This window comes from Caulobacter sp. GW821-FHT11E10, from assembly GCF_058808375.1.
Window position 1 is genome coordinate 612,182 of sequence record NZ_JBXARP010000001.1, and the last position, 12,186, is coordinate 624,367.

Consider the following 12,186-nt stretch of genomic DNA (forward strand, 5'->3'; position numbering starts at 1 on the left):
GATACTCCTTACGCGAGATTTTGGCGCAGCGCCGTCAGGATGGCGTCGACCGCCACCCCGTGCGGCGTGTCGCCGGTTTCGACATGCACCTGGGCTTCGGCATAGGCGGGATAGCGCGCCTCGGCCAGTTGGCTCAGCACCTGGATCGGGTCCTTGCCCCGCACCAGAGGCCGGTTGTCCTTGCGCGAGACGCGGCGGGCCAGCAGTTCGATGTCGGCCTTCAGCCAGACCGATATGGCCTTCTGATTGATCAGGGCGCGGGTCTCGGGACTGACGAACGCCCCGCCGCCGGTGGCCAGCACGTGCGGCGGGTCGTCCAGCAGACGGGCGATCACCCGGCGTTCGCCGTCGCGGAAGGCGGACTCGCCCAGCTCGGCGAAGATCTCCGAGATCGACCGGCCGGCGGCGGCCTCGACCTCGTTGTCGGCGTCGCGGAACGGCAGATCCAGCACGGTCGCCAGGCGCCGTCCGACGCTGGATTTCCCCACGCCCATCAGCCCGACGAGCACGAGGGTCTTCTCGCGCAGCGGGGCGAGGTCCTCCCTCACGCCGACGGGGGCGGGCGAAACGTCTTCGGGGGTCTGGTCAGACTCGGTCATGATGCGGTCGCGGGTTTACACGAGGCTTGGCCAAACCGCCAAGTTTGCGAGAACCACGTCATGCGTCATAACCGGTCCATGGTCCCTTCGATGCGTCTCTCGCGCCCTCTTTCGCTGCCCGCCGCCCTGCTCCTCGCCCTGATCGCGCCGGGGTTCGCCGCCGCCCAGGAGGACGTCAAGGTCAAGAGCCTGGTCGCGCCCGACTACTTCTCCAGCGCGGTGGCCGACACCGGCCTGCCCGCCGATCTCTGGAAGGATACGGCCCCCGAGCTCATGCGCGACGTGCTGCCCAAGGTCGCCGGCGCCAAGGCGCTGTCGCCGGCCTTCGCCGACCTGGCTCGCCGCCTGCTCTCGACCGGGGCCAACGGCCCGGCCGGCGTGGGCGACAACGCCGAGATGGCCGCTCAGCGCAGCCTGGCCCTGATCGCCCTGGGCGAGGCCAAGGGCGCCAACGCCATCCTGGACCGCGCGACCGGCGCGCCGGGCAACGCGGCCCTGTCGATGGCGACGGCGGAGGCGGCCCTGATCAGCGGCGACGACGACAAGGCCTGCCGGGTCCACGACGCCCTGACCGTCGATCGCGGCGCGGCCTACTGGCTGCGGCTGCGGGCCTTTTGCCAGCTGAAGGCCGGCCAGATCGACGCCGCCCAGCTGACCTTCCAGCTGGCCCAACAAGCCACCAAGGACACCGACTACGCCCGGCTGATGGGCGCGGCCCTGGCCGGGACGCCGGCCCCCTCTAACCTCAAGACTGGCGCGGCCAATCTGAAGACCGGGGTGAACTACGCCCTGTCGCGCCGCCTGGGCCTGGACACCCAGTCGGCCGCCGCCGTCGCCTCGGCCTCGCCGGCCCTGAAGCCTGTCCTCAAGCCGGCCAGCGGCGATCTCTCCGGCGTCGCGCCGGGGGCGGACCTGACCGCCGCCGAGGCCTCGGACCTGGCCTTCCTGCGCCAGGCCAAGACCCTGCCGGCCTTCGTCGAGGCGGCGCGCGCCTCGGCCGCCTCGATCGCGGTCCTGGCCCATGCCGGCGGCCCGCTGCAGGATCCGGTGCTGCTGGCTCGCGCGGCGCTGGCCTCGGGCGACGTGGCCAGCGCCCAGGCCATTCGCGGCCGGCTGACCGGCGACAGCGTTCCCGGCGGGACCCCCGCCGATCTGGCCATTCTCGACGCCCTGATCGCGGCGGCTTCGGAGAAGGTCGACAACCAGGTTCTGGGCGCCTTGATCGCCCGCGGGGCCGCGGCGGGCGCCCGCTCCCCGGTCCAGAGCGCGGCGGTGCTGCTGTCCAGCCTGGGTGGGACGATGGACGCCGACGCCCGCGCCCAGTTCGCCAATTTCGACGCCGGCAAGCCCGCCGCCTCGCCGGCCCGGCTGCAACTGCTGGACGACGCGGGGACCGCCAAGCGCAAGGGCGAGGCGGGTCTGCTGGCCCTGTCGATCGCCGTCGACAACGGCGCCGCCGGTCCCGCGCCGGTCGACCGCGCCCGCATCGCCAAGGCCCTGAACCGTGCGGGTCTCTCGGTCGACGCCCGCGCCATCGTCGTCGAGGGGCTGCTGTCGCTCGCCTTCACCAAATGAGCGAGAAGGGAGCCGGCTGGGTCGACGCCTTCCTCGAGATGATGGCCGTCGAGCGCGCGGCCGCCCGCAACACCCTGACCGCCTACGGTAAGGACCTGGACGACGCCCGCGCCTATCTGGGCCGCACGGGCCACGACCTGGACGACGCCGACGCCGAGACCATCGAGGCCTATTTCCAGGAACTCGGCGCGCGCGGCCTGTCGCCCGCCACCGCCGCGCGCCGCCGCTCGTCCGTGCGCCAGTTCTATCGCTTCGTGCTGGGCGAGAGTTGGCGGACCGACGATCCCTCCCGCCGCGTCGCCGCGCCCAAGGCAGGCCGGCCGTTGCCCAAGGTGCTGGAGCGCGAGGAGATCGAGCGGCTTCTCGCCGTCGCGACGGCGAAAGACAGCGCCCAAGGCCTGCGTCTGTTCTGCATCATCGAGCTGATCTACGCCTCGGGCCTGCGGATCTCCGAGCTGTTGGCCCTGCCGTTGACCGCCCTGGCCCGCGACCCGGCCTTCCTGATCGTCAAGGGCAAGGGCGGCAAGGAGCGGCTGGCCCCGCTGAACGACGCGGCCCGGACGGCGGTGAAGGCCTATCTGGTCGAGCGGCCGAAGTTCCTGGCCAAGGGCGCGCCTAAAGAAAAAGGGGGGGACAGTCCCTGGCTGTTCCCCTCGCGCGGCGCCTCGGGCCGCCTGACCGCCCGCCGCGTGGGGCAACTGCTGGAAGACGCCGCCATCGCCGCCGGGATCGACCGCGAGAAGGTCAGCCCGCACGTCCTGCGCCACGCCTTCGCGACCCATTTGCTGGAAGGCGGCGCGGACCTGAGGGTCATTCAGACCTTGCTCGGCCACGCGGATATCGCCACCACCCAGATCTACACCCACGTGGCCGGCGAGCATCTGGCCCACATCGTCCAGACCAAGCACCCGCTTGGAAGAAAGCGCTAGAAGCCTCCCCGATCACGATCCTGATCGGGATCGGATCAGGAGGCTGACAAAGGAAAGAGCCATGAGCGAAGAGACCCGCGACTCCAACGGAACCCTGCTGGCCGACGGCGACACCGTCACCCTGATCAAGGACCTCAAGGTCAAGGGCTCGGGCGGCGTCACCCTCAAGCGCGGCACGGTGGTCAAGAAGATCCGCCTGACCGGCGACTCCGACGAGATCGAGGCCAATGTCGACAAGGTGAAGGGCCTAGTCCTGCGCACCGAGTTCGTGAAGAAGGCCTAGGCGGGAAAGGCTCCTCCCGCGGGGAAGGAGCCCTCCTTGGATCTCGGGCGCATGGCGGTCGCGCTTCGTCGCGTCGACGCCTGGCCGTCGAGTGTGCTGACGCGAAACCCCGGAGGGGCACGCGTCAGCGAGGTCGTCAGAAGGTGAACCGGACGCCCCCGGTATACCGGCGCCCCTGCTTCTCCCATTCCAGCGTGTAGATGGACTCGCGCACATATCGGCGGCCTGGACCGTTGAGGAGGTTGGACGCGTCGAAATACACCTCGAGGTTCTTGGTGAGTTCGACGCGCGCCGAGAAGTCGAGTTCATCCTCGGTGTCCCAGTATTGAGGACCGCCGTCGACCGCCGCGCCGATGCCGTCGAGCCAGGCGGTGCGCTTCTGATAGTTCAGGCGAGCGGAGAAACCGTACTTCTCGTAGTAGCCCCCGAGGTTGTAGACGACGGGCGAGGTGCCCGGCAGGTCGACCTTGGAGCCATCCGGCGCCGTCGCGTCGCTTCTGTTGAACGTGATGTTCGCCGACAGGCCGAACCCTCCCATCCAATCCGGCAGACCGAGCCCCGAGGTGTAGGGTTCGAGCTGCAGCTGCAGCGCGGCCTCGGCGCCGTAAAGGCGTCCGCTTCCGCCGTTCGTGATGGTCGAGAAGAGATAGGACGAGCGATCGACGCCGCCGATGTCGAGCGTATCGAGCCCGAACGTCCGCGTGTCGTTGAAGAGGACGTCCTGGACCTTCTTATAGAAGAAGCCGACCATCGCGTAGCCTTGCGGCTCGATATACCACTCGAAGTAGCCGTCGACGCCGTACGCCCTCTCCGGCTTGGCGAGCGGGTTGCCGCCAGAGATCGTGCGGCTGGAGTCGTCGTAGGTGAAGTTCGGGCGCAGCTGGTCGTAGTCCGGCCGCGCGGCGCCGGTGTTGAAGGACAAGCGCAGTTTCTTGTCTTCGGCCACGTTGAAGTTCGCGTGAAGGCTCGGATAGACGAGCGTCAGGTCGTTCTTCACCTCGATCGGAATATTGACGTTCCCGTTGGCGAACGCATTGCCGACGTTCTTGACGTGCTCCAGACGCGCACCCGCGAGAATGCTGCCCCAATCATAGCCCACGCGGCCCATCAGATAGCTGGCGTAGACCTGTTCCTTCACGTTGTAGAAGTTCGCCGGCAGGGTGTTGTACGTCGCGACGGTGCGCGCCTTGTCCACGTTGCCGCGCAGCTTCGCCATATCGAGGTAGCGGAAGGTGTAGGACATCGGGATTTCGCCCTTGAAGGGCTCGTCACTGGAGTCTGGAAGGAAGGTGGACGAGATGCCCGCCGCGGCCGCTTGCGTGGCGTTGAGCGACAACTGCCGCTCATTGGCTTCCTTCGTACGCTGGTCAAACTGGGCGCCGAAGGTGATCGTGCCCTCGCCGCCGAACAGCGACAACTTCCGGCTCAAGCCGAACTTGCCCGAATAGGCCTTGGTCACATCGACGAAATCGTTGGAGATCAGCGACACTAGGTTTCGCTGAAACCCGTCGATGTCCATGACCTGCGCCCCAGCGGAGAATGGCCCGCTGTTGCCGCCGATCGTTCGATAGAATTGATACGTCGCACGCTGCGGGTCGGTGAAGTCGTAGGCGATCGTGGGCCGCAAGTTGCGCGTTGACGGGCTCTCGTAGCGCGCTTCGCCGACGTTGCCGCGGTCGTCCTCGGCTCGGGTGTAGTTCAGTCTCCAGTTGAGATTCCAGTCCGCGCCGAATTCGTGATTGCCGCCCAGGGTGCTCGTTCGGATCGATTGTTCCAGCTCGCGAAGCGTCGCGCGTTGGTTGATGTCGATGCCATACAGAACGCCCTTCAGCGGCGTATTGCCGATGCAGACGTCAGCGTAGCCTGTGGTCGACGGGTTGGTGTTGGTGGCGATCGTGCAGGGCGCATTGGCGGGACGATTGAGGTCGGCCTGACGGTCGTCCAGATCGAAGAGATAGTTCTCACGTGCTTCCCGGTCGAGGAACGCCGTCGTGATGGTCTCCGCGAAGAGTCGATGGCCAGGGCGCGGCTCCCAATCCAGGCGCCCGGAATAGGAGTAGTTGCGGCGCTTGAGGCGATAGAGCTTGTTCTCGCTTTCACGCGCCCAGAGCCGGTTCGCGCCGCCGGGCTGGACGTCCTGAGGCACGACTTCCCAATCGTTCTCGAAGTTGTCCGTCAGCATGTTGCGGACGTAGTTGCTAGCGGAAAGCACAACGCCCACCGTGCCGATGCCGGTGTCCCAGCGGTCGGAAACCACCAGCTGACCTTCATATTCCCGGCGGTCGCCCAGCTCGACATAACCGCCGCCAAGTTTGCCGGCGATGTGGAGTCCGGGATAGTCGAAGGAGCTGCGCGTCACGACGTTGACGTTGCCCGCAACGGTCTCGCCGGTCATGTCGGGCGTCACGGCCTTCTGGACAATGATCTGCGCCGCGATGGCCGAAGGGATGCTGTCGTAACGGGTGTCGCGCCCTTCGGGGCTGACAATCGTGATCTCGTTGATCGACAGGGTCGTCCAATTGATGGGCGCGCCACGCAGACTGATATAGCGCGCCTGACCCTGGTCGCGCTGCACCGCGACGCCCGGCAACCGGCTCGTGGCCTGCGCGATGTTCTGGTCAGGCAGGCGTCCAACCGAGTCGGATGCGGCGACGCTGACGAGCGAGTCCGACCTCGACTGCACCGCGAGCGCCGCCGCTTCGGATTCAGCTATGGGCCGGCTGCTGGTGACGACGATTTCGGACACTTCCTGAGAAGGATCCACCGATTTGGCGGGTTGAGTTTGCGCCGAAGCCGGGTTGGCCAAGGCCAAGGCCAGCGCCCCCGTGCTCACGCCAAGTAGCACGCGTCGTGTGGCGCGAGCGAAACCATATGTTCCCATTGGACCCCCCTGAAGCGCACCGGGGCATCCATGTCCCCCAGCGTCCCGAGGAGCTTAGGAACAAATTTTCTATCTTTCAAGATAATTGGAATATATTTTATGAAAGGCGCCTCGGCGAGTGAATCGCGCGGTGACGCTGTCGTCCGAAACCGCCGCCGGCAGTAAGGGCCGCGAACCACCCGTGGCGGGTGTTGAAAGCGCCGGCTTCGGGCGTCTAGCTTTGGGCGTCGGGCGCGGGATCAAGGGGCCAGACCTCGACGACGCCTTGCGCCACCGCGCAGGGGCTGCGGGCCGCGATGGCGATGGCGGCGTCCAGGTCGGGCGCTTCGATCAAGGCGAAGCCGGCAAGGGGCAGATCGGCGGACAGGAACGGCCCCTGCATCACTTCCACCCTGACGGCGTCGTGATTGCGCACCTGCACGGGCTCGCCGGCAATGCCCATGACGTCGCCTTGGCGCAGCCGTTCGGCGTCGGCCGCGTGCGCCGCGTCCCGCACCGCCTTCGCCGTCCGGTCGTAGCCGGACCTGTCGCCATAACCGATGGTGATGAACCTAGGCATGCGGCCTGAACGCGGAGATCGGACAGCGGTTCTCGCAAACCGCCTCCGGGGTCACCGGCAGGCGCCGGAGTTCCTAGAAAGTCAGCTCGTCCTGGTTCGCGGGGGGCTGGTCCGCAAGGGCCTGGGTCGCCGGGGCCTGGGTCGCCGGGGGCTGAGCGACCGGGGCCTGGACCACGGCGTCGACGTTGCTCAGGCCAAGCCCGGTCAGGAACTGCTGCTGCTGGCCGTTCAGATGGTGCAGCGCCCCGGTCAGGATGCGGCTGAAGTCGCTCATCAGGGTGTCGGCCTTGTCGCCCTGGGTGGGCGGGGTGTTGGCCAGGGTCTCCAGCATCAGCGCGACCTCGCGGGTCGAGGCGATCAGGGCGGGGTTCATGGGGGCGGCGGGCAGGATGGAATTCAGGCTGGCGGCCGCGACGATGGCCTGGCGCTTCACGGCCTGGGAGGGGCGCGGCAGGTCCAGGGCGCGGTGGGTCTCGGCGCGTTGCTGGTCGGCGATCACGGCGGCGCGGATGGCGCTCAATATGCCGCCGGCCGCGCCGACGAACTGACGCATCTGGTTGGCCTGGCGGTTCCGCTCGGCCTCCTCGGCGATGGCCTGGTGGCGAGCGCGGAAGGCGTCGTCCTCCTGCCGGCGGACGACCTCGGCGGCTTCGGCGTCGCGTTTGCGATCACGCTCGATCTTCTCCGCCCGAAGCTCGGCCTTCCTGGCGCGCCGGGCCTGCAGGGCGAAGGCGACGAGCACGAAGAGAAGCGCGACCAGCGTCAGCAGACCCTGGTTGTGCTCGAGCGGCGGCAAGAGGCCGTCCTTGCTCCAGAGCTTTTCCAATATCGTCGACCAGACCGCGTTCATCGTACGCCCCCCACGCATTACGGGCTCAATACTGCGGGAACGCGCGCGTGACGAGGATTTACCCCGGATAGGTGTAGAGCGCGCCGTTTGGCGAAGAAGGCCTAGCCTAGCCGAGCAGGGCTAGGCTCCACCGCTTCGTCCGGTCGCCCCCGCACCCGCGCGGCGCGGGGGCTGATCCCCGTCCAGCGCTTGTAGGCCCGGGAAAAGGCCGCCGGTTCGGAGAAGCCGACGAGGAAGGCGATCTCGTTCACCGAGACCTTCGAGCCTTCCAGATAGGCCTGCGCGAGGCGATGGCGGAGGCTGTCCAGGACCTGTTCGAACGTGACGCCTTCGTCCTTCAGCCGCCGTTGCAGGGTTCGTCGCGACAGGCCCATGCGCGCGCTCACGGCGTCCATCGAGGTCTCGCCGGTGTGGAGCATCGGCGCGATTAGCCTTTCGACCTGCGCGCGGGTGGTCTGTGCGCTCTCCAGCGCGGCCAACATCTGGTCGGCGTGGCGGCTGAGCACCCCGAACACATAGCGAGGCTGCACCTCGATCGGCATGGCCAGGAAGGCGGGATCGATCCGCAACGCGTTCCACCGGGCGGCGAAGGTGACCGGCGCGCCGAATATCCGCTCGTAGACGTCCGCGTAGCTGGGCGCGGCGTGGGTGACGTGGACCTCCTTCAGCCAGGATGAGGGCGCGGCGACGCGGGAGCCGCAGACCATGAAGCCGAAGGTCGTTTCGGTCAGCTCCGGAAAGGCGTTCGGCTCGGGGCGGTGGTCGACGACCCATAGCTGGCCGTCCAGCATCTCCAGGCCCAGCCGGTCGGGACCCAGGTCGGTGACGAGCCGGCCATAGCGGCGGACCTGGGCGAAGGCCTCCATCAGGGTCGGCGAGGCCTGGCTCAAAAGGCCGACGATCGAGAGGCGCGAGAGATTGACGTCATTGGCCCAATGCAGCGCCAGGGCCGGATCGCCGGTCAGGGCCTGGGCGGCCTTCATCAGGCGGATATAGGCCTCGCCGCCGAGCCGCAGATCGGGATCGTCAAGCTTGTCCGGGGCTATGGCGGCCCCATTGAGGAGCGCGCTCCGATCGGCGCCCTGGCTCACGGCGTAGTCGACCAAGCCCCTGGCCAGGCTGGCCGCTACGGTAAAGTCAGGCACGCGCCGCTCCTGTCACCAAGGATCACGTTGATGGCGCCGGCGGTCATGGCCGCTCACCGACATCCAGCCTAGCCATAGGCGCGGACCAACGCGCGGGCCAAGGGGATCCTGGATGAGTTTTTTGATTTGGCTCCATGTCCTCGGCGGAGCACTCGGGATCATTTCCGGCTTCGCGGCCTCGGCGTTTCGCAAGGGCGAGCGGCTGCACCGGGCCGCCGGCGCGGTCTTCGCGGCCTCGATGAGCTTGATGACGATCTGCGGGGCGGTCATGGCGATCGAGAATGGGCAAAGGCTGAATGTGCTGGCCGCCACGCTGACCTTCTATCTGGTGGCGACGGGCTGGATGACGGTTCGCCGCCCCGAGCGACAGTCCGGCCGTATCGAGGTCTTGCTGATGATCTTCGGCGGCGCGGTCGCCGCCGGCGCCGTGGCCCTGACCCTGGGACGCGTCGCCGAGGGGCGCGGCGTGGGCATGGCGCCGCTCTATCTGATCTTCGGCGTCCTGGCCGGGTTGGGCGCGGCGTGCGATCTGCGCCTCCTGCGTCGTCGCGGCCTGGAGGGCTCCGCGCGCCTGGCGCGTCACCTCTGGCGCATGCTGGCCGCCCTGGCCATCGCCGCCCTGTCGTTCTTCGTCGGCCAGGCCGACGAGATCCCCGCCGCGCTGCGCGGGCCTCACCTGTCGATCCCGCCCCTGGCCGTCCTGGCTTTGCTGGTCTTCTGGCTGGTCCGCGTCCGCCGCCCGCCCTTTTCCCCGCGTGCGAGTATCCCGCGGGAGGCCTAGAGCCCCGCGCCTAGGCGTTCATCGAGGGTCGAGCTCGGCCGCCCAGGCCTTGGTGGCCTGGCAGGTGTCCAGGGCGCGCTGGTAGGCCTCGCGCGCGGTGGCGCGGACCATATAGGCCTTCTCGACCTCGCCGAGGGTGAAGGTCCCGGTCCTGTGGGCCAGCTGCAGGGCGTAGGTCACCGAGATGTCGGCCGCCGTGAAGGTCTCGCCGGCCATGTAGGGCGAGCGGGCCAGTTGCTGCTTCACCAGGCCCAGTCGGCCCTTGAACATGTCCTGCCCCTTGCGGGCGCCCCAATTGTCCTTCTCGGCCTCGGGCGCGAGGATGCGGCTGACGATGGTGAAGAAGATCGGGGTCGCCAAGCCGGCCTCGCCCAGGTGCAGAAACTGCTGGTACAGCGGGAAGGCGGGGTCGCGCGGATCCGGGGCCAGTGGCGTCGGCCCGTAGCGGGCCATCAGATATTCCATGATCGCGATCGACTCGACCATGATCGTGTCGCCGTCCTGGATCGCCGGGATGAAGCCGGCCGGGTTGATGGCCAGGAACTCCGGGTCGTTCTCGACCCCGGCCAGCATGTCCACCGGCCGCAGCCGGTACGGAATGCCCATCTCCTCCAGCAGCCAGACGACCCGGAAGCCCCGGCCTTCGCCAAAAACGGTGATCATGTCCGCCATTCCCTTGCACGCGGGTCGATACAATCATGTCGCGCGCGCCGTAGCGCAACCGGCCCGGCGCGCAGGCTCTCGGCCGCCGAGGGTCGAGAGCCCATAGGACTACTTCCCCTCGAACGCCGCCTGGATCTTGGCGACGTCGATCTTCTGCATGGTCATCATCGCCTGGAAGGCGCGGCCGGCGGCCTCGCGGTCCGGGCTGGTGGTCATCTCGATCAGCTGGCGGGGCGTGACCTGCCAGGAGAGGCCGAACCGGTCCTTCAGCCAGCCGCACTGGGATTCCTGGCCGCCGTCGGCGGTGAGGGCGTTCCAGTAGTGGTCGACCTCTTCCTGGCCATCGCAGTCGATGACGAACGAGAAGGCCTCGTCCAGCTTGAAGGTCGGACCGGCGTTCAGGGCGACGACCTCCTGGCCGTCGATCTCGAACGCCACGGTCATGACCTTGCCGGGCTTGCCGCCGCCGGGCGCTTCGCCGGGATAGTAGGCGACGCTGTTGATCTTCGAGTTCGGGAAGACCGAGACGTAGAGCTTGGCGGCCTCCTCGGCCTCCTTGTCGAACCACAGGAACGGGGTGATCTTGGGCATGGATGTCCTCCATCGCGGCCAATGTGGCCTTCGACCCAAGGACGGTGGACCGAAGCGCGTTCCGACAACCAGGGTAAAATTGCTGCCCCTGGTTGCCCGAAAAAGGCGATTGTTGAGTCTGGCTCAGCAGAGCAGTGAGCAGCGAGGCCTTATCCGACGCTGATCAGGACCCATCTTGGAACCGCCGGCGTCGGACGCCGCGCCCCTCATCCGACTTGAAGGAGCTCCCCATGAAGACGCGCACACTCGGCGACGGCCTTACCGTTTCGGCCATCGGTCTCGGCTGCATGGGGATGGGCCAGGTCTACGGGACCGCCCTGGACAAGGCCGACGCCTTCAAGCTGCTGGCTAAGGCGGTCGAGCTGGGCGTCACCTTCTTCGACACCGCCGAGGTCTACGGCCCCTACACCAACGAGGTCCTGGTCGGCGAAGGCCTGAAGCCGTTCCGCGACAAGGTCGTGATCGCCACCAAGTTCGGCTTCGACATCGCCCCCGAAGGCGCTGGCGAGGGCTATGCCCGCATGCGCGGCGTCAACAGCCACCCCGAGCACATCCGCGCCGTCGCCGAGGCCTCGCTGAAGCGTCTGGGCATCGAGACCATCGACCTCTTCTACCAGCACCGCGTCGACCCGAACGTGCCGATCGAGGACGTGGCCGGGGCGGTGAAGGACCTGATCGCCGAGGGCAAGGTCAAGCATTTCGGCCTGTCGGAAGCCGGGGCCTCGACCATCCGCAAGGCTCATGCCGTCCAGCCGGTCGCGGCCCTGCAGAGCGAGTATTCGCTGTGGTTCCGCGAGCTGGAGACCGAGATCCTGCCGACCCTGCGCGAGCTGGGCGTGGGCCTGGTGCCCTACAGCCCGCTGGGCCGAGGGTTCCTGACCGGTGCCTTCAAGGCCGACGCGCCGCTGGCCGACAACGACTTCCGCCGCGGCCTGCCGCGCTTCCAGGGCGAGGCCCTGGCCAAGAACCTCGGCCTCGTCGAGGCGCTGGGGCAGATCGCGGCCGAGAAGGGGGTCACCCCCGCCCAGCTGGCCCTCGCCTGGATCCTGCATCAGGGCGAGGCCATCGCCCCGATCCCGGGCACGACCAAGATCGCCCGGCTGGAAGAGAACCTTGGCGCGATCGATGTCGTGTTCTCGGCCGACGAGCTCTCCCGCATCGCCGCCGCCGTGCCGGAAACGGCCGTCGAGGGCGAACGCTACACGGCCGCCGGCATGGCCATGGTCGGACGGTAGGGGTTGTCACCCTGCGTCCTTCGAGGCGCGCTCAGGAGCGCGCGCCTCAGGATGAGGAACTCAGTACAGACGACCTCATCCTGAGGCGCCCGCGC

At 68.0% G+C, this 12,186-nt stretch carries 12 protein-coding genes; 5 read left to right on the plus strand and 7 right to left on the minus strand.

What is annotated here, in order from left to right:
• Positions 1–8 precede the first annotated feature (8 nt).
• The gene (locus tag AC1RRV_RS02815; RefSeq protein ID WP_492858041.1) at positions 9–599 is read right to left on the minus strand and encodes a shikimate kinase; all 591 of its coding nucleotides are present in this window, start codon (positions 597–599) and stop codon (positions 9–11) included.
• Positions 600–659: 60 nt separating this feature from the next.
• Between AC1RRV_RS02815 and AC1RRV_RS02820 the strand changes: the two genes are divergently transcribed.
• The 3 genes from AC1RRV_RS02820 to AC1RRV_RS02830 all read left to right on the plus strand — a co-directional run bounded on the left by AC1RRV_RS02820 (position 660) and on the right by AC1RRV_RS02830 (position 3,386).
• Positions 660–2,174: a hypothetical protein gene (locus AC1RRV_RS02820; protein WP_492858042.1), complete on the plus strand. Its 1,515-nt coding sequence runs from the start codon at positions 660–662 to the stop codon at positions 2,172–2,174.
• On the plus strand, positions 2,171–3,103 hold the full coding sequence (locus tag AC1RRV_RS02825; protein WP_492858043.1) for a site-specific tyrosine recombinase XerD: 933 nt from the start codon (positions 2,171–2,173) through the stop codon (positions 3,101–3,103). The genes AC1RRV_RS02820 and AC1RRV_RS02825 overlap by 4 nt, the downstream gene beginning before the upstream one ends.
• Before the next feature lie 61 nt (positions 3,104–3,164).
• On the plus strand, positions 3,165–3,386 hold the full coding sequence (locus AC1RRV_RS02830; RefSeq protein ID WP_492858044.1) for an alkylphosphonate utilization protein: 222 nt from the start codon (positions 3,165–3,167) through the stop codon (positions 3,384–3,386).
• 136 nt (positions 3,387–3,522) lie between these two features.
• On the opposite strand, the gene AC1RRV_RS02835 is transcribed toward AC1RRV_RS02830, so the two are convergent.
• The 4 genes from AC1RRV_RS02835 to AC1RRV_RS02850 all read right to left on the minus strand — a co-directional run bounded on the left by AC1RRV_RS02835 (position 3,523) and on the right by AC1RRV_RS02850 (position 8,821).
• Entirely contained in the window at positions 3,523–6,198 is a 2,676-nt protein-coding gene (locus AC1RRV_RS02835; protein WP_492858045.1) for a TonB-dependent receptor, read from the minus strand.
• 283 nt (positions 6,199–6,481) lie between these two features.
• A complete protein-coding gene (locus tag AC1RRV_RS02840) occupies positions 6,482–6,826 on the minus strand; it encodes a YciI family protein (RefSeq protein ID WP_492858046.1) in 345 nt (114 codons plus the stop codon).
• A gap of 73 nt (positions 6,827–6,899) precedes the next feature.
• Complete coding sequence (locus tag AC1RRV_RS02845; RefSeq protein ID WP_492858047.1) at positions 6,900–7,676, minus strand: hypothetical protein; 777 nt, start codon at positions 7,674–7,676, stop codon at positions 6,900–6,902.
• 101 nt (positions 7,677–7,777) lie between these two features.
• The gene (locus tag AC1RRV_RS02850) at positions 7,778–8,821 is read right to left on the minus strand and encodes an AraC family transcriptional regulator (protein WP_492858048.1); all 1,044 of its coding nucleotides are present in this window, start codon (positions 8,819–8,821) and stop codon (positions 7,778–7,780) included.
• A gap of 112 nt (positions 8,822–8,933) precedes the next feature.
• Here AC1RRV_RS02850 and AC1RRV_RS02855 point away from each other — a divergent pair, with 112 nt between their 5' ends.
• Positions 8,934–9,602, plus strand: a complete 669-nt coding sequence (locus AC1RRV_RS02855) for a hypothetical protein (RefSeq protein ID WP_492858049.1) — start codon at positions 8,934–8,936, stop codon at positions 9,600–9,602.
• An 18-nt stretch (positions 9,603–9,620) separates the two neighbouring features.
• On the opposite strand, the gene AC1RRV_RS02860 is transcribed toward AC1RRV_RS02855, so the two are convergent.
• The gene (locus tag AC1RRV_RS02860) at positions 9,621–10,265 is read right to left on the minus strand and encodes a glutathione S-transferase family protein (protein WP_492858050.1); all 645 of its coding nucleotides are present in this window, start codon (positions 10,263–10,265) and stop codon (positions 9,621–9,623) included.
• A 108-nt stretch (positions 10,266–10,373) separates the two neighbouring features.
• Positions 10,374–10,856 (minus strand): VOC family protein, encoded by a 483-nt coding sequence (locus AC1RRV_RS02865; RefSeq protein WP_492858051.1) that lies wholly within the window; start codon positions 10,854–10,856, stop codon positions 10,374–10,376.
• A 230-nt stretch (positions 10,857–11,086) separates the two neighbouring features.
• On the opposite strand from AC1RRV_RS02865, the gene AC1RRV_RS02870 reads away from it, so the two are divergent.
• On the plus strand, positions 11,087–12,091 hold the full coding sequence (locus AC1RRV_RS02870) for an aldo/keto reductase (RefSeq protein ID WP_492858052.1): 1,005 nt from the start codon (positions 11,087–11,089) through the stop codon (positions 12,089–12,091).
• Positions 12,092–12,186 lie beyond the last annotated feature (95 nt).